Genomic DNA, 22551 nt, shown 5'->3' with positions numbered 1-22551 from the left:
GAATGCTAGTCTTCGATCCTGTAAACCTCGATAGCCGCATCCGGGCAGCTCATCGCACACATGCCGCACCCGATGCACCCTTCCTTGTACTGTTCACAAGGTCTGTGACCGCGGTCGTTGATACGTTCAGAAATCCGCAGCACCTTCACGGGACACGCCGCTACGCACAACCCACAGCTTTTGCAATACTCTTCGAGAACGGTGATTCTTCCCTTCGCCATGACACGCACCACCCCTTCCAGCATTTATGAAACACGTGAGACTCGAAAATAACTCACTGTCGACGATCACCCTGCGACCAGATGCATCCGTCCTCCCACGGGAGAAGCATATATCGGGAAACGGGCCATACCGGAATCGCTTCATGGGGTTTCTGAAGCGTTCGGACTTCGTCAAGCAGCGCCGGCGCGACCCCTGCGTATAGAACCGGAAGACCGAGGGTGCGACCGGCTTCCCGGACTACGGACAATCCTTCGAGACAATGCGCGGCGGTCGTTTCCTGCATAAGGTGAGAATTGCTGATAAGGGCTCCGACACGAAGTCCTCCGATGGATTCCATCTTTCTGAGCATCTGCTCTATTCGCGCCGTTGAGGACGTTACCGGACGGAAGGCGTTGACAACGAGGACGAGAAGATAGCCGGACTTCCTGATTTCGGGCTCGAACTGCTTCAGCGCCAACGCGCCCTCGGCGTCTCCCCCGATATCGAGGAGAAGGCTCCCGTTTTCCGAGGAAAGAGCCCACCCGACTTTTGCGTTGATGACGGACATGTCGCTCCACTTGGCGTGTTCCGGCGGAGTGATGATGGAAAAACCCTTGCCTTTCAGCGTTTCGGAAACCTGTCTGACACAGAAATAGGGATTGATGATATCGACGTCTGCGATAGTGACGTTGTGTCCCGATGCCTTGAGCCCGAGAGCGAGGTTGAGAACCCATTCGGTTTTTCCGGATCCGAGCGCCCCGGTCACGGCGATCGTCTTCGGCCATTCATAGAGCTTGATGAGATCGGCAAAAACGGTAATGTCATCCGGAATCACTCCAGAACCGCCCCCTTGTTCAAACGAATGCCCCGTATCCAGTCAGAAGCCGTCATGGTGCGCTTCCCCTCGGGCTGAACGGAAATCAGGGTCACTCCTCCGCGCCCCGCCGCAACGACCGGGAATCCCTCCCTGTCGATGTCGAGAAGCGTTCCCGGACTTCCCATCCCTTCCGACTTTCTCGTTCGCCAGACTTTTACCCTCTTTCCCTGAAGGAAAAAAAACGCCCCGGGTTCCGGGTTGAATGCGCGAACTCGATTGTGTATCGTGTCCGACGGTTCCGACCACACGACACGAGATTCATCTTTGTGAATTTTTGCCGCATACGAAACGGATTCAGAATTTTGCTCTCTAAACTCACAAGTTCCATCAATAATAGATTTTACACCATTGAGGAAAAGCTCGCTACCTTTATTCGCACAAATCGAAGCGAATTCCCCTGCGCAGGTGTCCCCGGGAATCGGTATCGTCTCCTGAGCGACGATGGGGCCCGCGTCCATCGACTCGACGAGCCTGAAGAGCGTTACGCCCGACTCGCTGTCGCCCGCGAGAATCGATCGCTGTACCGGTGCGGCGCCCCGATAGCGCGGAAGGAGTGACGGATGTATGTTGTAACACCCGAAACGGGGAAGGTTGAGGAAGGGAGGAAGGACTTTCTGTCCGAAGTCGACAACCAGAAGAAGATCCGGGGTATCCTCTTCAAGGAGGTTCTTCAGGATGGCATCGTTCCGAAGGCATTCTGTGCGGTGAATATCGATACCAGCGTCGTGACACCATACGTCGACTTCGGTCGGTCGCGACTTGAGTCCTCGTCCGGCGACCGAGGGAGTTCCGGTGACGACGAGCCCGAAACGGATCCCCCGGGAAAGGCGGGAGAGACACTCCGCTGCAAACGAACCGGATCCGACGAACCAGAACTTCGTCACATGTCCTCTTCCCTTTCAAGACGCCGCATCTTCTTTCGAACGAGATTCCGCTTCAGCGGGGACATCGTGTCGATGAGAAGACGCCCGTTCAGATGGTCAATTTCATGAAGGAACGCCCGAGCGACGAACCCTTCCGCAGACAGAACGCGCTCGTTGCCGTATTCGTCGAAAGCTCTGACCGTGACCTTATTCGCGCGACGCACCTTCGTGAAGATTCCGGGAAAGCTCAGACACCCCTCCTCGCCTTCCTGCTCTCCTTCTGCTGATTCGACGACAGGGTTGATGAGGGTCTGCGTCTTCTCTCCGTCGAAAACGACGGCAATCCGCGCGGACCAACCGACTTGCGGTCCCGCGAGGCCGACTCCATCCCTCTCATGCATTATTTTCACCATGGCGGAGATTCTTTCGCGCATCGCGTCATCGAATTCCGTAATGCGACTCGTCGATCCCCTTAAAACCGGATCAGGATACACCCGTAAACGCATTTCTTCCACAGCTCAATCACCTCAAACAAAAGGCAGGGTCGCGTTCGTGCGACCCTGCCCTCGCGGTTTTCCAAAATTTACTGTCTGAAGGAGTCTTTCAGGAAATCTCCGATCGTGACCTGCTGCTCGTCGACGGGGTAGGAAGAGGGCTTTTCCTTTTCCCGCTCGACCTTTGGAGCTGACGCACGGCGTTTTTTCTCTTCCTCGTGTCGCTTCCGTCCCTCGTCTTCCTCGAGAGCGCTCAGGCTGAGGCGCATCCTTCGTTCCGACGGGTTGATCTCGATCACGCGCGCAATGACTTCCTGTCCTTCGGAAAGGACATCCTGCGGCTTGTCGACGCGCTTCGTACTCAGCTGCGAGATGTGAATGAGAGCTTCCACGCCCTCTTCGACCTCGACGAAGGCTCCGAAATCCGCAAGGCGGACGACCTTGACGGTGATGTCCTGGCCGACATTGAAGCGCGAGTCGATGTTTGCCCACGGATCATGAAGCTGCTTGTAACCGAGACTGATGCGCTTCTTTTCGCCGTCGACGTCCAGAACGACGACCTCGACTTCCTGTCCCTTCTTGAGAACTTCCTTGGGGTGCTTGATCCTCGCCCAGCAGAGATCTCCGATGTGGATGAGTCCCTCAACTCCGGGTTCTATCTCAACGAAGGCTCCGAAGTCCGTGACGTTCGTGACGACTCCCGTCGTTCGAGTTCCGCTCTTCCACCGTTCTGTTGCGGTAAGCCACGGATCGGGCTGTGTCTGCTTGATGCTGAGGGAAATACGGCTGTTCTCCCTGTCGATTCCGATGACCTTGACAGTAACGGTATCGCCCTTCTTGACGAGATCCTTGGGCTTGTTGTTGCGCTTCCACGACAGCTCGCTCATATGGACGAGACCGTCGATCGGACCGAGATTGACAAAAACTCCGAACGCGGTAATGCTGCTGACGGTGCCTTCGAGAACCGCGCCTTCGACGACGTTTCCGTAGAAGGAATCCCTCTGGGTAGACAGTTCCTGTTCAAGCAAGAGTCGACGGGAAAGGACGAGCCGGCGTTTTCTTCGATCCTTCTCAAGCAGCTTGACTTCGAATTCCTCTCCGACGTATTTGCCGGGATTGACTCCGCGTCCTTCGGCGGCGAGATGGGAAATGGGGACAAATCCCTCCAGGGAGCAGCAGTCAACCATGAGACCGCCCTTGACCTTGCGAAGCCCGCGTACGGTAACCACGTCGTTCTGGGAGAGCTTTTCCTCAAGGGTGTTCCATCTTTTGTCGAACTCACAGCGCCATCGGCTAACATGAAGCTGTGCTTCTTCGCCATGGCGGACGTTGATGACCTCTACCGTGACCGGATCGTTGATCTCGGGCTTCTCCGCATCGTTGACGAGCATTTTGTGGGACCACTCACGGGCCGGAAGAAAACCTTCGCACTTGTATCCGACATCCACGAGCCATCCGTCGTCGCCCTGGCCAACGATATTCCCCGAAATGATCTTTCCTCGGTGGAGATCCTCCATGTCGCCATACTTTCTGAGGATACTCTCCATACTTTCCTCGACGGGTGCCTCCACGTGCTCCATTTCCTCTTCAGTCGTGCTTTCCCGGGTATTCAGATTGTCCTTCATTTCCTCTTGTGTCATAGTCTTCCATCCCCCTTGACTCCCTGCGAAGTCGCTAATGCTGTTTTCAACTGGTCGATCAACCAGTCCGGGGTACTCGCCCCCGCTGCAATTCCTATACTGCGCTTTCCGGCAAGCCACCTCCCGTCAAGTTCTTCCGCATGTTCTATCCACAGGACATCCGTATTCTTCGATCGGACGATATCGACGAGCTTTCCCGTATTCGCGCTGTTCCTGCCTCCGATGACGATGACACCATCGACATTTCGCGCCAGTTCGCGTATTCCCTGCTGACGTTCGACCGTCGCCTTGCATATTGTATTGAAAACACGAAGTTCGTCGACGAACGCCACCAATGACGTGGCGACGCCGGCGAGACATTCTTCTTTTTGTGTCGTCTGAGATATTACTCCAATACGACTGAATTTGCCAATACTCCGCGCCTCCTCCGCGCCGCTCACGACGGAAACGTTCCCGGGACTGACACATCCGCGGATTGCCCTGACTTCGGGGTGGTCGTTGTCCCCGACGATGACGATGTGGTACCCTTCTTCCGAAAGGAAACGCGCGAGATCCTGCGCCTTCTTCACGAAGGGGCAGGTCCCGTCGATAATGTCACATTCCTTCGACTCCAGTTCCGCGTACACATCGGGCGAAATGCCGTGTGCGCGGATGAAGACCTTGGCACCACGGGGTATATCGGCTGGAACCTCCACGACAAACGCACCGATCTTCGAAAGACGCTCGACTTCCTGAGGGTTGTGAATCGGCATTCCGAGAGCGTACACTGTTCCTTCCGTCCGCAAGGCATTCTCGAGGCGATCAATGGCCCTTCGGACGCCGAAGCAGAGCCCGGTCGGTTTCGCTACGACTACGTGTCTCAAGGGAGTGTTCCTTCCTCAAAAAAACGTTCACATATCCCGACGACATTTTCGACGATGCCCTCCGCGCCACCGGGATGACTTGATGTATCATACCACACGACGGGGGAAAACTTTCTGAACCACGTCATCTGTTTTCGAGCGAAAAACTTCGTCGAGGCGATATCTGACACGGCCGCGTCCTCGAACGACATCTTTCCTTTGAAAGCACACGCAATTTCCCTGTAGCCGAATCCCTGCATCGAAGGGAAACGCTCGTCGAATCCGTTCGCGAGAAGCCATTCGACCTCTTCGATGAAGCCGGATGCAAACTGTGCGCGAACGCGCCGTTCGATTCCCTCGTACAAAAGCTCGCGCGGACGGGTCAGCCCGATATACAGAACGTCGAATGGCGGAACGGACTTTTCTCCGTACTCGTACCACCACGCCGCCGGCTTCCCGGTTACATCGTATATCTCGAGACTCCTCGAGACGCGGCGGACATCCTTCGGGTGAAGGCGCGTCGCTGAGACGGGGTCGACTTGTTTCAGACGGTCGTACAGCGCATCGGAACCGAATTCTTCGTGGTATGCGGCGATCCGCTCGCGGGCTTTTTCATCGCTCGGCAATGCCTTCGTCAGGGTTCTGTCGAGGAGCGCACTGAAATAAAAGGGAGTCCCTCCGACGAACAGGGCCCTCCTCCCGCGCGCTGCGATGCGTTCGGCAATTCCTGCTGAAAGTCCGACGAAATCCGCGACTGAGAAAATCTCATCGGGCATCGCCACGTCGAGAAGATGATGGATGACTCGCCGTCGGACGTCGTGCGGGATCTTATCGGTTCCGACGTCCATATACCTGTATACCTGGCGGGAATCGACGGAGACGATCTCCGCCCGCAGCCGCCCGGCGATCTCGAGACTCAATGCCGTCTTTCCGACGGCCGTGGGGCCGATAACTCCCACAATGCGGTGTCGTTCCATCTATTTTTCTCTCCCGAAGTGTTCGGACAGTTGTCTGCCGGAGATGCGAAGCGTCGTCGGCCGACCGTGAGGGCATGTCGAGGGTGAGTCGCACCGGGCCAGATCGAACCACAGGGCGCAGGCCTCCGCTTCGGTAAAACGATTTCCGAGCGGCAACGAGTCGTGACAGGCGATCGTTGCCACAGAACGCCAGAAGATATCGCCGATATCGTCTCGCTCTTTCCCCGTACGGCATTCGATCGCTTCGAGCGCCGCGCGAAGCGTCGATTCCGGCGAACCGCCGACGCCTGCAGGTGTTCTCTTCAGGCGGACTTCCCCGTCTTTCCGCTCGAAATCGAAACCGAGAAACGTGAGCGCGTCAATATTTTCCTCGATCTCGAGGGAAAGCGACGGAGGGAGTGGAAGGCTGACGAGGATTCCCTGCGCTCCCGAAGACGCACGTCGGGCATTCCTGTATTTCTCGTAGAGCACCCGCTCCTGCGCGGCGTGCGGATCCATCAGGACAAGATCGTTCCCGTCCTCGAACACGAGGTATCCGCCGAGGTTCTGTGCGAGAAAACGTACGCTTTTCCGACGAGGTTCTTCGACAATGGAAGCTCCCTGTTTCCATGGAGTCGATACGCGCGAAAAGAACGACGAGGGCTCCCGTCTGGAGAGAAAATCTCCGGAATGGAGGGATCGCTCCGGCGCGGAAACGCGTTCGGAGTTCCCTGGAGAAAACGGGACACTCTTCAGGGATGCAGCCGGTACTGAAGGAATGGGAAAAGAGTGTTCCTCTCTTACGAGAAGCGCGGTGACGGAACGGATCGCTTCAAAGACGTCTCCCGGCACGAGGAAGCGTACTTCGGTCTTTGCCGGATGGATGTTGACATCGACGAGTTCCGGGGAAATTCCGATGAAAAAGGCCCATTGCCCCGACGGATCGTGGCAGACGCGGGCAATCGCCGCCCGGACCATTGGATCGGCGAAGACACGTCCGTTGACGTACGACAGGATCTGGGTACGGCTCTTTTCGGGCTCGGGACGGCGCCATGCCTCGACAGCGACGCTTCCGTATTCGAACGTCGCAGTTCGTATATCCCCTCTTCCCCAGACGCACTCGAATACGGAGCGCCTCTCTCCGGCGGCTTTCGAGAAAAAGACGTTTTTCCCTTCGTTCGTCATGAGAAACTCGACGTCCGGGTAGGCGACGGCGTAGGTCGCAAGAACGGAATGGCATTTTCTGAATTCGGAGAGAACGCTTTTGAGAAACTTCCTGCGCGCCGGAAGGTTGTAGAAGAGACGGTCGACCTGAACACGGGTCCCGAAGTCGCACGGCACGGTGTCGATCGTCGAAGACGCGTTTCCGGAGACGCGTATCAGACTCCCGTGCCGAGCGTCCCTTCTCCTGCTCCGTATCTCGAGTTCGCTCACGGCCGCGAGGCTGGCGAGCGCTTCTCCTCTGAATCCAAGCGTGTGAATGTTCTCAAGATCCTCGAGCGTCGCGATCTTGCTCGTTGCGTGACGCTGGATCGCGACGGAAAGATCCGCCGGAGAGATGCCGCCCCCATCATCCTCGACGACGAGTCGTTTCTTCCCGCCTTCCGTGCATGCGACGGAAATACGCTTCGCTCCCGCATCGAGCGAGTTCTCGACGAGTTCCTTCAGAGCGGACGCCGGACGTTCGATCACCTCGCCCGCCGCGATTCTGGACGCAAGTTCTTCCGGGAGCACCCGAATGGTCATGTCGACTCCAGGACCGATTTCGCTTTTCCATTCAGATCGTACAGAATTTCCAGCGCGCGGAACGGTGTCAGCGAATCGGGATCGATCTGCGCGATTTCTTCAAGGACTCCACGTACGCCGGAATCGAACAGCGAAAGCTGGCTTCCCTGTTCTCCTTTCTTTTTCCAGGATTCTTCCATGCCCGGAATCGTCCGTTCCTTCTCGAGCGCGACGAGAAGTTCGTACGCTCTTTTCAGTATCCATTTCGGGAGCCCGGCCCGCCGTGCCACTTCGATGCCGTAGGAGCGGTCCGCGGCTCCCGGGATGACGCGATGGAGGAATTCAATCCCGTCGCCGTTTTCCCGGATCTCCATGCACGAGTTGGTCATATTCGGGAAACGTTCCGTCAATGTCGTGAGTTCGTGATAGTGCGTCGCGAAAAGAACCTTCGGCGAACAGGCGGTGACGTCGTGAACATATTCGAGAACGGCCCAGGCGATGCTCATGCCGTCGTAGGTCGACGTTCCGCGGCCTATTTCGTCGAGGATGACGAGGCTGCGATCCGAGAGCGTATTCAGGATTCCCGCGGTTTCCATCATTTCAACCATAAAGGTGCTGTTGCCTCGCGACAATTCATCCCTCGCCCCGATACGGGTGAAGATTCGATCGAGAACGCCGATCTCGGCGGACGCCGCGGGAATGAACGAGCCGACCTGCGCGAGAAGGCACAGGAGCGCGGTCATACGAAGATAGGTCGACTTTCCCGCCATATTGGGCCCCGTCAGAATGACGATCCTCTTCCGGTCCGTTTCAAGGATGACGTCATTCGGGACGAAGACGCGGTCCGGAAACGCGGCTTCCACGACGGGGTGACGTCCCCCGAGGATCCTGATATCTCTTCCCTCGTTCAGTATCGGAGAGACATACCGTCGTTCACGGGCGACCTGCGCGAAGGAACACAGGACGTCGATCGAGGCGAGGAAACGTCCGAACGACTGAATTGCGGATATCTGCTCGAGGACGTCGCGAACGAGTTCCTTCGAGAGGGATTCCTCGAGTTCGAGGATTTTCTGTTCTCCGAGAAGGCGTTTTTCTTCAAACTCCTTGAGCTCGGCGGTGACGTACCGTTCCGAGTTGACGAGAGTCTGCCTGCGTTCGTAGTAATCCGGGAGCGTTGCCGACTGCGATTTCCCGAGTTCGAGATAATATCCGTAGACGCGGTTGTATCCGGCCTTGAGCTTCGGCTGACCTGACGCCCGTCTTTCCCTGTCGATATAGTCCGAAAGCCATTCGTCGGCATGATCCCTGATCGCACGCAACGAATCGAGTTCGGCGTCGAAGCCTTCGCGTATGATCCCCCCCTGGGCGAAATTTCTCGGCGGATCGTCGCCCAGCGCAGCATCGAGCTTTTCCCCGAGGGAAATGAGGGCCGAGGTTTCGGGACACCAGGGTGAAACGCCGGGACACCGGCAGAGTTCAGTTATCTCCGACGCGACGAGGAGCGTGTCGCGAAGCGCATCAAGGTCGCGCGGGCCTCCGGAGTTGAAGGAGAGACGAACCACGGATCGTTCGATATCCCTGCATCCCGAAAGGAAATTCTGAATCGCATCGAGTCGCGACGCGTCGGACACGAGTGCGGAAACCGCATCTCTCCGCCGTTGCAGTTTTTCGAGGTCCGTCAGCGGACGGACAAGCCACTCCCGCAGGAGCCGACGTCCCATAGGGGAACGGCAGCGGTTCATCACCGAATATAGCGACTGAATCTCTCCGGACTCTCCGCCGCGTCGTTCGCATGGAAGCAATTCCAGATTTCCGAGCGTCGCCGCGTCCATGAAGAGAATCGACGAATCCCGGAGAGGCGTCAGCGACGACACGTGACGAACGGCGCCGAACTGCGTTTCCTCGAGATATCTGAGGACGGCGCACGCGCATCCCGCTTCCCGCGCTCCGTCCTGCACGCCGAAAACGGAGAGCGACGGGACCGAAAAAAACGTCTTCAGCCAGCTTGTAGCGTATTTCGGAAAAAAATGTTCCGGGTCGCGCGGAACGAACAAGCGACCTCGAAGCGACGAAGAAAGTGCGGTCTCTTCGGATCGCGAATCGTGGAGAATTTCTCCGGGATTGAACGCCTCGATTTCGGAGAGCGCGATAGCGCGTGGGAACGAACCGACCTCGAGTCGTCCGGAATTGATGTGCAGAAACGCGACCGCGACGGAAGGGCCGTGACTGGAAAGAGCGGCAAGGCGAGGATCGGCATCCGTTCCCTCCGCGATGAGCGTTCCGGGAGTGACGATCCGGATGACCTTCCGTTCGACGAGCGTCCGTCCGTCAGGTTCCGACATTTGCTCGCAAATCGCGACTTTCTTCCCGGCCCGGACGAGTTTCTCGAGGTATGGAGCGACGGAATGATACGGGACGCCCGCCATCGGAACGGCTCGCTCCGGATCCCGACTCGTGAGCGCAATATCAAGTATCTTCGACGCTTCCTCTGCATCGTCGAAGAACATTTCATAGAAATCCCCCATCCGGAAGAACAGGAGGCAATCGGGGTATTCGTTCTTCCAATGGAAATACTGCTCCAGCATCGGGGTTGACTTTACTCCTTCAGGAAGATCCACGCGAGTCATCCCCCCCGGCGGTTGTCGAGGTATCCCTGAAGAATGATCGCAGCTGCGACTTTATCGCGCGAATGTCGCCGCTTCTCTCGCGAAAGGTTCCCTTCGATCATGGCTCGCTCGGCGATCGTCGTCGTGAATCGTTCGTCCCACGTTTCGATCTTCAATCCGGGAAAGAACGCCCGGAGGAGTTCGGCGAGCGCGAGAATCCGCTTCGCTTCGGAACCCATTTCTCCGCTCGTGCGTACGGGAAGGCCGAGAAGAATGGTCGTCACCTTGTGGCGTCCGACGAGGCTGTCGAGCTCGTCGAGCCATTCATCGGTCGCGGAAAGAACGCCGATCCCCTGGGCGAAAAGGCCCAAGGGATCGCTGAGAGCGACGCCAATCCGGACGTGACCGATGTCGAGCGCAAGGATTCTTTCGGAGGATGCCATGTCACCTTCCGAGAATTTCCGCAAGGACCGGAGCCGCCGCCTCGAGAACGTCGTCGATCCTCGCGGGATCCTTTCCACCGGCCTGAGCCATACTCGGCTTGCCGCCGCCCTTGCCTCCGATTTTCGCAGAGAGGTGCTTCACCAGATCGCCTGCGTGCGCGCCGGAATCGACCGCAGCCTGATCGGCCATCGCGACGAGAATGACGTCGTCCCCGTGAGCGCTCGCAAGAAGAACGACGGATCCGGCGGTTTTCTGTTTGAGAGAATCTCCGATTTCGCGGAGAAGATCCGCGTCCGTCTCGTCGAAACGACCGGTCCAGAGCGTCAGCGATTCGACGGAGCGGGAACGGGCCTTGCTTGCGACGGATGACGTCGCGGCCTTGAGACGGGCTTCTTCGAGACGCCTCTCCAGCTCCCGCGCATGCTCGACGAGTCCCTCGACGGCGCCGACGAGTCCCTCTTCGGAAGCAGTGAGAAGTCCCGCGATCTTCGCGGTCGTCCGAGACTGGCGCTGAAAGAGGAAAAACGCCTCCATTCCGGTAACGGCGGTAATCCGTCGCGTTCCGGATCCCACGCTTTCCTCCCTGACGATCTTGAAGAGTCCGATGTCGCCGGTCGCGTCGACGTGAAGGCCGCCGCACAATTCGGAAGAAAAACCGGGAATCTGGACGATCCGGACGATGTCGCCGTATTTTTCCTCAAAGAGCGCCTTTGCCCCGAGTTCCCTGGCGTGTTCCATATCGCTCTCGGAAACCTCGAGCGAGGTATTATCCTGAATGCGCTCGTTGACGATCTTTTCGACCTCGGCGATCTGCTGCTGCGTCATCGCGTCGTAATGCGTGAAATCGAAGCGCAGGGATTTTTCGCTCACGAGCGAACCGGCCTGGCGGACATGTCCGCCGAGAACTCTTCCGAGCGCCTCGTGGAGGAGATGCGTCGCCGTGTGGTTCTTGCGGATCGAATCGCGCCGTTCGACGTTTACGGATCCGACGACAGTCTCTCCTTCGCGGATTTCCCCGTCGAGAACCTTCACCTTGTGGATGGACAGCGATCCGTGCTGAACGACGGTGTCGACGACCTCGAGAACGGAATGCGGTCCCCTGATGAAGCCGGTATCGCCGATCTGTCCTCCTTTTTCCGCGTAGAATGCGGTTTTGCGGAGCACGATCTCGCCTGACGTGCCCTTCTCCAGAGACGACACTCGTTCGCCCTTCTTCACGATCGCGAGGACGGGAGTCTCGATCTCCGAACGGTCGTAACCGACGAAATCGGTGTTGCCCGAGGAATTCAGGATTTCCGAATAGACGTCTCCCGTGAATTCACTCCGGACATGCTTGCTCGAGGCTCGAGCGCGGACGCGTTGTTCTTCCATCGATGCGTCGAACCCCGTTTTGTCGACCGTCATGGCTTGTTCCTGCGCGATTTCAAGCGTCAGTTCGTACGGGAATCCGTACGTATCGTACAGGACAAAGGCGACGTCTCCGGGGATTTCCGTTTCTCCCCGGCCGCGGAGCGTCGAGATCTCTCCGTCCAGAAGTTCCGTTCCCTGCTGGAGAGTCCGAAGGAATCGCCGTTCCTCGACATCGATGATCTGTTCGATTGTCAGGCGATTGTCGACGAGTTCGATGTACGGATCCTGCATGGCCGAAAGAACGTCCGGGAGGAAATCGAGAAGGAACGGACGGTCAAATCCCAAGAGCTTCCCGTAGCGCGCGGCGCGGCGAAGGAGTCTGCGAAGGACGTATCCTCGTCCGTCGTTGGCCGGAAGAATGCCGTCGGCGATCATGAACGCGACGGAACGAAGATGGTCAGAAATCACGCGCGCCGCGAGATCGGATTTCGATGAGGCGCCATATGTGATGCCCGCCGAGGAACAGACGTGATCGATGATCGGACGGAAGAGATCCGTCTCGAAATCCGTCCGTACGCCCTGAACGATCGACGTCAGCCGTTCGAGCCCCATCCCGGTGTCGATATTGTTCTTCGGCAACGGCTGAAGGGAACCGTCTTTCTGGAGATCGAACTGCGTGAAGACGAGGTTCCAGATCTCGAGGTACCTGTCGCAATTACAGCCGACCGCGCATCCGGGCTTGCCGCAGGAGAACGAAGGCCCCTGATCGTACAGGATTTCGGAGCATGGACCGCAGGGACCCTGATTTCCCATGAACCAGAAGTTCTCGCTCTTGTCGAACCTGTAAATCCGTTCGTCGGGAAGGCCGACCGTATGCCGCCAGACCGAGTACGCCTCTTCGTCATCCTTGTAGATCGTTGCATACATTCGGGAACCGTCGAGGCCGATGACCTCCGTGAGGAACTCCCACGCCCACGAGATCGCCTCGTATTTGAAGTAATCGCCCCAGCTGAAGTTTCCGAGCATCTCGAAAAAGGTATGATGGCGCGCCGTCCGTCCGACGTTATCGATATCGTTCGTCCGGACGCACTTCTGCGAAGTGACGGCGCGCGTGACTTCGGGCTTCATGATGCCGAGATAGTAGGGCTTGAACGGAACCATACCCGCTATCGTGAAAAGAAGCGTCGGGTCGTCCGGAATCAGGGAAAAGCTGGGATAGTGCCGGCTTCCCTTGGAAACCCAGAAATCGATGAATGCCTTGCGAATTTCCTTTCCAGTTCTCCACTGCATGTTCCCACGCTCCCTCATTCAGTCGCCCGTCGGATCAGCGAGCGGCGTGTTTCCTTCGCGCGTTCGAGCGCGTTCCCGACGTCCACGGAGAAGACTCCGTTCCTGTACGGCCATTTTCCGTCGACCATCGTTCCCGTCACATCCCTGCTCGATCCCGAATAGACGAGGAACTCCGCGAGGTTCGATTCGTCGACGCCCACGTATCGCGGAGAATCGATGTCGAACATCGCGAAATCGGCGGTCCACCCCTCTCGGATAAGACCGGTTTTCTCGAACCCGAGCGCCCTGTATCCCGCAAGCGTCGCGGCCCGAAGAACGTCCCACGCGCGAGCCTCCGTCGGATCGAGCGTCCGGCCCTTGTGCACCAGCGATGCGAAACGGGCTTCGTCGAGCATATCGAGCCTGTTGTTGCTCGCCGCTCCGTCGGTTCCGAGCGCAACCTGCACGCCGCGCACGCGAAAATCCCTCCAGGGAAAGAGCCCGCTCCCGAGTTTGAGATTGCTCTTAGGGTTGTGGACGATCGTCACGGAACGGGGGAGCTTTTCGGCAATCTCGGGAGGAAGCCAGACGCAATGGGCGAGAATCGCCCCCGGGACGTCGAGAATTCCGGATTCCTCGAGATATTCCATCGGCGACATACCGAGATCGTTTGCGATGTACTCAAGCTCCCATTTCGTCTCGAGGAAGTGCATCTGGACATGGATGCCGCGTTCCCGGGCTATTGCGGTGATCTCCTTCAGATATTCGAACGGAACGGTATACGGCGCGTGAGGACCGAGCTGGACCGTGACGCGTCCGTTCCTGCCGTGCCACCGGTCGTACAGGGAAAGGTTCTCGTCGAGCCTCTTCCGATCGTCGGTGACGATTCCTCGGCAGAGGCCGCACCGCATTCCGACTTCCTGCGAAGCCCGCGCGACCTCCGACATCTCGAAATACATGTCCGCAAAGCAGCCGACGCCGCAGGAAACCATCTCAATCATGGCGGACATCGTTCCCCAGTAGATATCATCCGGCGTCAGATGGGCCTCGAGGGGCCAGATGCGTTCCTTGAGCCAGTCCATGAGCGGCTTCTCCTCCCCGAGACCGCGGAGAAGCGTCATCGCCGCGTGTGTATGGCAATTGACGAATGCCGGAAGGAGAGCGACGCGGCCATTTCCGTCGATCGTTTCGTCTGCTGCGGGAAGTGTTCGCGGTCCTGAGAGGCTTCTGATCCGGTCTCCCTCGACAAGAATGTCCCCGCGGGCTGTTTTTTCCGCCTCGACGTCGAGATAGAAGACATCCCGGAACAGTGTCGTCATATCACTCCTGCCATCCCTTCATATACGCTTCCTGTTCGGGAAGAAGCGTTTCGAGACGGATGCCGCCCGATTCGAGTTTCGTTCTCATGATCCGCAGGTCGAGTTCTTCGGGGACGTCGTACACTCCGGGCCGAAGCGAATTCCGGGAGATGTACAGTGCGGACTCGAGCTGCATTCCGAAGCTCAGATCCATGATCTCTATGGGATGACCGTCGCCGCAGGCGAGGTTGACGAGGCGCCCTTCTCCGAGAAGGAACAGGTTTCTTCCGTCGCGCATCCTGAAGACTTCGACGTTGTCTCGAATGGTTTCGACAGAGAGAGAGAGTTCCGTGAGGTCGGGTTTCCAGACCTCGACATCGAAATGCCCGGCATTCGCGAGTACGGCCCCGTTCTTCATCTTTTCGAAATGCTCGCGACGGATCACCTTGCGGTTCCCTGTCAGCGTCAGGAACATATCTCCGAGAGGAGCGGCCTGTTCCATCGTCATGACGTCGCATCCGTCCATAACGGCCTCGAACGCACGATGCGGATCGATCTCGGTGATGATGACCCGCGCTCCGAGCGCCTTCGCGCGGAGCGCAACGCCGCGGCCGCACCAGCCGTATCCGGCGACGACGACGGTCTTTCCGGCGACGAGCATGTTCGTCGTCCTCATGATTCCGTCCCAGACCGACTGTCCCGTTCCATACCTGTTGTCGAAAAGGAACTTGCTTTTGGCGTCGTTCACCGAGATCATCGGAAACGCGAGGACGCCGTCCGCGTGCATGGCCTTCAGACGCTTCACGCCTGTCGTCGTCTCTTCGGAGCCTCCGAGAATCCGTGAAAGTTTCTCTTTGTAGTCGGTATGCATCGTCGCGACGAGATCGGCTCCGTCGTCGATGATGATGTCGAGATCGTGCCGCAGCACCGCGTGAAGGTTCTCGAAGTACTCCTCCGTCGACATTCTGTGACGGCTGTATACAGCCATGCCTTCGCTGCGCAGCGCCTCGCAGACGTCGTCCTGCGTCGAAAGCGGATTGCTCCCGGCGGCGTAGACATTGGCGCCGAGCTTTCGCAGCGTTTCGAGAAGGCACGCCGTCTTCGCCTCGAGATGGAGGCACGCCCCGATATTGTGTCCGCTGAATGGCCTTTCGTTTCCGTAGCGCTTCAGGAGGTTCTGGAGAACGGGCATGAACTGCCAGGCCCATTCAATCTTGTGGCGCCCGCGCTGTGCCCGTTCCGTATCGATCGTCGTCATCTGCGTCATTCGCTCATCAATCCTTCCGTTCGTTTTCTGACAAACACGTCACATCGCAAAGCGCGGCAAGCGACTCCGAAAAGGGAGGGAACGCCACGCCGCGTTCCGTGATAATTGCGGTGATACACGTCGCGGGCGTAATGTCGAAAGACGGATTCCACACCTTGAACCCAGAGGGCATAATCCGCTTCCCGAAACACTCGCGGATCTCGTCGGGATTCCGTTCCTCGAGCGGGATCTCGTTTCCCGTCGGACACTTCATATCCACTGTGCTCCACGGAGCGGCGACATAGACCGGAACTCCGAAATGTGCGGCCGCGAGCGCAAGGGTATACGTCCCTATCTTGTTGGCCGTGTCGCCGTTCGACGCCACGCGGTCGGCTCCGACGAGCACCGCGTCGATTTTATACCGCGAAAACGCCGCCGCCGCCATCCCCTCGCACACGACTGTCACATCGATATTATCTTCGGAGAGTTCCCAGGCAGTCAATCGCGCCCCCTGAAGCATCGGACGAGTTTCGTCGGCGAGAACGCGGACTGACTTTCCTTTCAGGACCGCCGCGCGGATGACGCCGAGCGCGGTTCCGAATCCTCCCGTGGCGAGCGCCCCCGCGTTGCAGTGCGTATACACTGTTGCGTCCGAGGGAAGAAGATCCTGTCCGAAGTCTCCTATCCGTTCGTTCGCGGCGATATCCTCCGAATGAATCCGTAGCGCTTCCCTTTCCAGCTCGTCGCGGAGAGAAGAGGAAGAGCTTCGTTCGATACAGGAATGCATCCTTTCGAGGGCATGGAAGAGATTGACGGCCGTAGGTCGGGTACGCGACAATCTCGAGACGGCCGCAATCGCGTCACGAACGGAACGTGCGTCCAGAACGACGCCGTACGCGGCCGCGATTCCGATGGCCGGGGCGCCCCGGACCGCGAGAGTCTCTATCGCGCAGGCAACGTCGTCCGCAGTCCGACAATCGATAAACGAAACCTCGAGAGGAAGCTTCCTCTGGTCCAGAAGCGACAGAGAATCTCTTCGCCATTCGATGGCCTCGGAACGTTCCATCATGGCGATCGCCTTTGGGCGGTCACGCAAACGTCACCATCGGAGAATCGGACGACGAAAACATCTTCTTCTGGAATCTCGGAGACGGAACGCAGACGCAGGCCGTTTTTCGTCTCGCACACGCAATATCCCCTCCTGAGGACGTCCGTCGGCGAAAGGGAATGAAGGCGCGCTTCGAAAATGGAAAACCGGGACGATTGAGCGTTGAGAATCGCGCGTATACCCGCCTCGAGTTTCGACATCCGGGATTCCAGCGCGAACCCGTGTCTGCGGATACACGCGTCGCAGGCATCCGCAAGTCGTTGCGAGATTCGCGAGACCGCGAACCGATGCTCGCTGAAAACGCGAAGGATGTGGCTCCTTGCGAGGCGTGCGGAGCGACGTATCGATACGGCGAGTTCGGCGGAATCCGGAAAGAGATACTCGGCCGCAGCCGAGGGCGTGGGAGCCGAAACGTCCGCGGCAAGGTCCGAGAGGGAAAGATCGATATCGTGCCCCAGTCCCGTAATCAGGGGAAGACGGGACATCCGGACGGCGCGGACCACGCTCTCATCGTCGAACGGATTGAGGTCGTCCCTGCTCCCTCCGCCGCGAACGAGAAGGACGGCTTCCGCGCGGTCGACGAGGTTCGCCCGCGAAAGTCCGTCGACGATGGACTGCGCCGCTTCGTATCCCTGGACCGTTACGGGGATCACGACTATCTCACATGCGCGGAAGCGGTTTCCCGCGACGCGGATGACATCGTGGACCGCTGCGCCGGAGGCGGACGTTACGACGGCGACACGCTCCGGAAAGGGAGGAAGAGGGCGCTTCAACTCCGGGGAAAACACTCCCTCTTCGAGAAGACGGTTCCTGAGTTCTTCCCTGGCGCGCGCAACCGCTCCTGCACCTACGGGGGCGAGACGTCTCGCATAAATCTGGTACGTCCCGCGCTGCGCGTAGACGGCAACTCGTCCTTCGACGATAACCTCGTCGCCAGCACGAGGCCACAGAGGTATCCGAAGGGCATCAGATTTGAATAGAACGCACGAAATGCGACTTTCCTTCCCGCCGAGCGCAAAAAAAACATTTCCGCTCCCGTGACGCACAAGCTCCAGAATTTCCCCGCGAACGGCCAGATTCTGAAAAAAGGGATCACCCAGAAAAACCGCTCCGATACGGCCGGTAATTTCATCAACCGTCAGAATCAGATACGTCACCCGCTTCGTGCGCTTCCGGACTTCCGGCCGATGGCAAGGCGCGAACGATCTTTCCGAGAACTCCGTTTACGAATCTTCCCGATTCCTCGGTGCCAAAAGCCTTGACCAATTCGACAGCCTCCGAAATCGCAACGGGAATCGGAGTCAGACGGCCGATCACGCCCTCGAACAGCGCCAGTCGAACGGCAACACGATCAACAGCGACCATCCGCTCCGGGCGCCATCCAGTAAGGTGCTCGCGGATCAGGCCGTCTATCTCCATCCGTTTCTCGAAAGTTCCACGTACGAGCCGAACTGCATACATAAAAACATCTTCATCCTCGTTTTCGGACGGAAAGCATTCTACCGCCGAAGCGACATCATCGGACCTTCGTATATCGAGAGAATACAACATCTGCAATGCGATCTCGCGGGATCGCCTGCGCTTCTGCGGAAGAAATGCCTTCGGCACTGTGTTACCTCCCGATCCACTTGTGAATCTTCCGGATAAGCTCCCTGCCCCTTTCGGAAAGAAGGGCACGAGACACCCCGAAACAAAGCGCGCCCATAATTCCGGCCAACAGGAACCATTTCAGCCCCATGATGAAAAGTGCCGCAATGGCGAATCCGACTACTCCCCAGAGAATCGGACGATTGACGAGAACGCCCGAAATCAGAGAACGAACCGAAACGTTCTCCTGTTCGATCCACGTAATTCTCGTCGAGAGACCGAGTTGCCTTATCGCCTCAACGACTCTTTCCTGAACAACCCTGTGATCGAGAGGGCTCGAATCCTCCGGGCATCCTATCCCGAGAAACAGTGTACTATCGGCCGGTGAGAGCGTCACATGGTGGCATGTGAACGGTTCCCTGAGAAACGCGCTGATATAGCGGACGAGACCGTCACGTGAGAGCGAAATTTTTCCCAATTCCGTCTTGCGCCAGAAATAGTACATTCTATTCACCCCAGACTGAAAAGGCCGGCTCGAACACGAACCGGCCTCGTTTCGTAGGAATCTCCAGCCCTCGATCAATACTGATCGATCTCGGGTGAAACCGGGCCGCTCGACGGTTCCTGTTCTTCGACGATTTCCTTTTCAAGAGGCTTCTGGGGTGGTATCTCGGGTTTCTTCCCTTCGAAAAAGACACCCTGGACGTTGATATTGACGGCCTTGACGGAATACCCGGTATACTGCTCGAGATTACTCTTGACGGATTCCTGAACATCCCACGCGACATCGGGAATCCTGAGGCCGTACTTCACTAAAACGTACACATCCACCGTAATGACAGGGGGTTTCCCTTCTTCGACCGCAACGCGGATCCCATCGCTTGCTTTCCTGCCGATCCCGAGCTTCGAGGCGATGCCGGGATTTGCGGGCTGAACTCCGGGGACGGTCTGAAGAGTCTTCTTGGCAAGTTCGACGATGACATCTTCAGCAATGTGAACCGTACCCTGAATGGATCCGCCGGATACCGGCGTCGATTCCATTTCCGACTCGGTCTCGATCACGTTCGCCTGTTCGGCTTCTTCTTTGACCACACCCTGTTCTTCGCGGCTTTCATTGTACTCGTCCATTGTTGAGCCTCCCTTCAGCTATTTATCCTTGGGCTGTTCGAATTCACCACCGCAACCGGGACATTGAAGTGTTTCGTCTTTCGTGTATTCGTCGGGCTGGTAATAGAAGACATGTCCGCACGAGGGGCACGTAACGGAAACGTACGTTTCGTCGAATTCGTCTTCATCGCTGTCGTCCTCATCGTCGTCAGAGCAGGTGCATTCCCCGGTTTCGTCGCAAAGGGCGTCGCGAAGCTCCGAAACGTCTTCGTCGAGCGCGTCGAGATCGTCGGAAAGGCCGTCGATCATATCCTGCTGTTCCTCCAGGGTTTCGGCATGCTCGTCGAGTTCGAGCGCGGCCTCATTCAGCGCGTCGGCAACCGCGAGGAAAACACGCTTCGTCGCGTCGTCCTTGAGATCGACGCCGTCGAGAAGTCCTTTCAGATAGGCAACCTTTTCTTTCGTGCTCATTATTATAATCCCCAGCCCTTCAGTTATTTCTTCGCCCGTTCGATATATGCGCCGGTGCGGGTATCGACGATGATCGCATCGCCAACGTTCACGAAAATGGGAACGGTGACGCTCAAACCGGTATTGCACGTCGCAGGCTTCCCGCCGCCCGAAACCGTGTCTCCCTTGTATCCGGGAGGCGTATCGGTGACGACGAGCTCGACGCTTTTGGGAAGCTCAATCCCCATGATTTTCCCTTCGTAGACTTCGACCTGGACTTCGAGGTTCTCGGAAAGATAATACACGATATCTCCGAGAACGTCTTCCGGTATTTCCATCTGATCGTACGACGCAAGATCCATGAAAATGAATCTATCGCCTTCCCTGTAGAGATACTGAGCGGGCTTTTCGTCGAACATGACCCGCTCGAAACGCTCCCCCGAGCGAAACGTATTCTCGACAATCGATCCGTTCTCAAGATGCTTGAGCTTGGTGCGAATGACGGCCCCGCCCCGCCCCATCTTGTGGTGCTGATAATCCACGATCTCCCAGATGCCGTCCTGCCACTTGACCTTCAAACCGATGTAGAAATCCGTCGTATCAACTACCTGCCCCATACCCGAAGCCTCCTGACTCTTGAAACGCAACGTTCACGATATCCGGATAAGGATATATCAAAACCGGCGCGGACGCAAAGCAAAAGCGGGGGAATTCCGAAATTCCCCCCGCTTCGTCCGCATTCATTCGCGCTATTTGATGACTGTCTTCTCAACCGTTACGTCAGGTGTATGCAGAATATACGGCACCACGATCATCGCGAGTTCCGACTTGACATTCTTCGATGTCTTCGCCGTAAAGAACTGGCCCAGAAGCGGGATATCGCTCAGGACGGGGACTTTCGACACTTCTTTCGTCTTCTGATCCTTGAAGAGCCCTCCGACGACGAACGGCTCTCCATCACGGACCCGGACCATCGTATCGACTTCCCTGTTTGTCGTCTGGGGGAATTCTTCCTTGTTCGCTCCGACATATGTTCCGATGATTTCACCAGTAGATATCTTGAGTTTCACGGTCACGATGCCGTCGCGTCCGATCGTCGGCTGGAACTCGAGCTTCGGACCGACCTCCTTTTCGCTCCAGGTCGGGTTGCCCGCCTGGTCGCGCTGGGATACGTACGGATAGTTCTCGGTCAGCTTGATCGTCGCCTTCTGGCCGTCGAGCGTGATCACGGAGGGATCGGCGATCACCTTCCCCTTGTTGTCGTTGATGAGGGCGACGATTCCGGCGTCCAGCATCTTGAGCGTTCCCGACGCGACATTCTTCATATCCGTGATGATCGTTCCGGGACGTTTTTCGTCCTTCACGTACGAATCCTTGTCGCTGATGTAGCTGCTGCCGATATTGATCCCGCTCTTGCTGTAGCTCAGCCACCAGTGATTGTAGACGGCGTCGAGCATCGTTTCGAAATCCTTTTTGGCGGTATCGTTGATCTCGACGATCCGGGCCTGGAGCATCACTTGGCGCCCCGGGTGGTCGAGACGCTGCAGAAGGGAATCGATTTCATCGAGCTGGTCGATTCGTCCGGTCACGTAGAGCGTTTTGAGACGGTCGTCGGCAATGACCTTCGTGACGCCCGTCAATCCCTGGATGATGCCGCCGAGCTGTTTCAGATCGGCGTACGCGATATGGTACGATCGCGTCCCCTGCTTCCCGACAACCTTCGAAATGCTGTCGGCAGTCCCGACGATAATCGTTTTTCCCATAATGGCGTACGTGACGTCGTACATCTTCATAATGTAGGAAAAAGCCTGATTCAAGGGGACCTGATTCAGCGACATCGTCACGAGAACGTTCGGAACGGACGGATCGGAAATGACGTTCATGCCGATGTACTTCCCGAACATCCGAAAGACGTCCCGAAGTTCGACGTCCCGGAGGTCGAGCGTGATCGGAATCGTTTTCGTAAACGGGTCGCCCGTATCGACCTTCGGGACGGGTCGCACCGTCAGCTGTTCCTGTCCCGCAAGGCGCGCCGCCTGATCCGCGGTGACGAGCATGATGACGTACTGGTTCGCGGGCGCCGTTCCCCGAATTTCCCGAATCTTCATGTCCTGCATCACGTCGACGGTCATCACGATGGCGCCCTTGTCCTGGCTCAGCGTCAGCATCTTCGCGAGAGGATAGTCGAGATCCTTCTTCCAGAAAAGAGAAGGCACCCGCGCCCCGGAGATACGGAACACCATCGACGATGGCGTCGACGACTGCAACTCCGGGGCACTCAGCGAATCTCCCTTCAGTTCGAGCACGAGCGTGGTATCACCGATCTGCTTGCACTGGACTCCCGAGACCTTCCTGAGCGCGAGCATCTCCTTTTCGGTGAACGCGGGGACTGCCTGTACCTCCGAAACAACCGTGAACAACGCGAAGCCGGCGGTCACGAGAAAAACGCACAGAAACGGAAACCAACGAATTCGCATCAGCCTTCCTC

Annotated in this window: 21 protein-coding genes; all 21 read right to left on the bottom strand. The window is 57.6% G+C overall.

The annotated features are described in order from the left end of the window. Positions 1-5 precede the first annotated feature (5 nt). The gene (locus tag ACZ5IU_RS15280) at positions 6-221 is read right to left on the bottom strand and encodes a 4Fe-4S dicluster domain-containing protein (protein WP_464418842.1); all 216 of its coding nucleotides are present in this window, start codon (positions 219-221) and stop codon (positions 6-8) included. A 53-nt stretch (positions 222-274) separates the two neighbouring features. Next, on the bottom strand, positions 275-1036 hold the full coding sequence (locus tag ACZ5IU_RS15275) for a hypothetical protein (protein WP_464418840.1): 762 nt from the start codon (positions 1034-1036) through the stop codon (positions 275-277). Beyond that, positions 1033-1962, bottom strand: a complete 930-nt coding sequence (gene fmt / locus ACZ5IU_RS15270; protein ID WP_464418838.1) for a methionyl-tRNA formyltransferase — start codon at positions 1960-1962, stop codon at positions 1033-1035. The genes ACZ5IU_RS15275 and fmt overlap by 4 nt, the downstream gene beginning before the upstream one ends. Then, positions 1959-2447, bottom strand: a complete 489-nt coding sequence (gene def, locus ACZ5IU_RS15265; RefSeq protein ID WP_464421959.1) for a peptide deformylase — start codon at positions 2445-2447, stop codon at positions 1959-1961. Before def ends, fmt begins: the two co-directional genes overlap by 4 nt. 77 nt (positions 2448-2524) lie before the next feature. After that, entirely contained in the window at positions 2525-4075 is a 1551-nt protein-coding gene (locus ACZ5IU_RS15260) for a S1 RNA-binding domain-containing protein (RefSeq protein ID WP_464418836.1), read from the bottom strand. Continuing rightward, positions 4072-4938 carry a 4-hydroxy-3-methylbut-2-enyl diphosphate reductase gene (gene ispH, locus ACZ5IU_RS15255; protein ID WP_464418834.1) on the bottom strand — a complete coding sequence of 289 codons (867 nt, stop codon included), beginning with the start codon at positions 4936-4938 and terminating at the stop codon, positions 4072-4074. The genes ACZ5IU_RS15260 and ispH overlap by 4 nt, the downstream gene beginning before the upstream one ends. Beyond that, positions 4935-5894 (bottom strand): tRNA (adenosine(37)-N6)-dimethylallyltransferase MiaA, encoded by a 960-nt coding sequence (gene miaA, locus ACZ5IU_RS15250; RefSeq protein ID WP_464418832.1) that lies wholly within the window; start codon positions 5892-5894, stop codon positions 4935-4937. The genes ispH and miaA overlap by 4 nt, the downstream gene beginning before the upstream one ends. Further along, positions 5895-7619, bottom strand: a complete 1725-nt coding sequence (gene mutL / locus ACZ5IU_RS15245; RefSeq protein WP_464418830.1) for a DNA mismatch repair endonuclease MutL — start codon at positions 7617-7619, stop codon at positions 5895-5897. After that, on the bottom strand, positions 7616-10183 hold the full coding sequence (gene mutS / locus ACZ5IU_RS15240) for a DNA mismatch repair protein MutS (RefSeq protein ID WP_464418828.1): 2568 nt from the start codon (positions 10181-10183) through the stop codon (positions 7616-7618). Before mutS ends, mutL begins: the two co-directional genes overlap by 4 nt. A gap of 38 nt (positions 10184-10221) precedes the next feature. Then, positions 10222-10647 carry a Holliday junction resolvase RuvX gene (gene ruvX / locus ACZ5IU_RS15235; RefSeq protein ID WP_464418826.1) on the bottom strand — a complete coding sequence of 142 codons (426 nt, stop codon included), beginning with the start codon at positions 10645-10647 and terminating at the stop codon, positions 10222-10224. Position 10648: 1 nt separating this feature from the next. Then, positions 10649-13288, bottom strand: a complete 2640-nt coding sequence (gene alaS, locus ACZ5IU_RS15230) for an alanine--tRNA ligase (RefSeq protein WP_464418824.1) — start codon at positions 13286-13288, stop codon at positions 10649-10651. A 14-nt stretch (positions 13289-13302) separates the two neighbouring features. Further along, positions 13303-14586 carry an amidohydrolase gene (locus ACZ5IU_RS15225; protein WP_464418822.1) on the bottom strand — a complete coding sequence of 428 codons (1284 nt, stop codon included), beginning with the start codon at positions 14584-14586 and terminating at the stop codon, positions 13303-13305. A 1-nt stretch (position 14587) separates the two neighbouring features. After that, positions 14588-15832, bottom strand: coding sequence for an adenosylhomocysteinase (locus ACZ5IU_RS15220; protein ID WP_464418820.1), 1245 nt, complete (start codon positions 15830-15832; stop codon positions 14588-14590). Between the two features lie 7 nt (positions 15833-15839). After that, complete coding sequence (mtnA, locus tag ACZ5IU_RS15215; protein WP_464418818.1) at positions 15840-16880, bottom strand: S-methyl-5-thioribose-1-phosphate isomerase; 1041 nt, start codon at positions 16878-16880, stop codon at positions 15840-15842. Further along, positions 16877-18076 (bottom strand): exodeoxyribonuclease VII large subunit, encoded by a 1200-nt coding sequence (xseA, locus tag ACZ5IU_RS15210; protein ID WP_464418816.1) that lies wholly within the window; start codon positions 18074-18076, stop codon positions 16877-16879. Before xseA ends, mtnA begins: the two co-directional genes overlap by 4 nt. Next, positions 18051-18527, bottom strand: a complete 477-nt coding sequence (nusB, locus tag ACZ5IU_RS15205; protein ID WP_464418815.1) for a transcription antitermination factor NusB — start codon at positions 18525-18527, stop codon at positions 18051-18053. The genes xseA and nusB overlap by 26 nt, the downstream gene beginning before the upstream one ends. A 4-nt stretch (positions 18528-18531) precedes the next feature. Next, entirely contained in the window at positions 18532-19011 is a 480-nt protein-coding gene (locus ACZ5IU_RS15200; protein WP_464418813.1) for a hypothetical protein, read from the bottom strand. 74 nt (positions 19012-19085) lie between these two features. Continuing rightward, positions 19086-19634, bottom strand: coding sequence for an Asp23/Gls24 family envelope stress response protein (locus ACZ5IU_RS15195; RefSeq protein ID WP_464418811.1), 549 nt, complete (start codon positions 19632-19634; stop codon positions 19086-19088). Positions 19635-19652: 18 nt separating this feature from the next. Then, entirely contained in the window at positions 19653-20084 is a 432-nt protein-coding gene (locus ACZ5IU_RS15190) for a CD1247 N-terminal domain-containing protein (protein ID WP_464418809.1), read from the bottom strand. 23 nt (positions 20085-20107) lie between these two features. Beyond that, the gene (gene efp / locus ACZ5IU_RS15185; RefSeq protein ID WP_464418807.1) at positions 20108-20680 is read right to left on the bottom strand and encodes an elongation factor P; all 573 of its coding nucleotides are present in this window, start codon (positions 20678-20680) and stop codon (positions 20108-20110) included. A 132-nt stretch (positions 20681-20812) separates the two neighbouring features. Continuing rightward, on the bottom strand, positions 20813-22540 hold the full coding sequence (locus ACZ5IU_RS15180) for a secretin N-terminal domain-containing protein (protein WP_464418805.1): 1728 nt from the start codon (positions 22538-22540) through the stop codon (positions 20813-20815). Positions 22541-22551 lie beyond the last annotated feature (11 nt).

Source organism: Lactivibrio alcoholicus (assembly GCF_055390895.1).
This window is presented reverse-complemented; position numbering and strand designations above follow the sequence as displayed.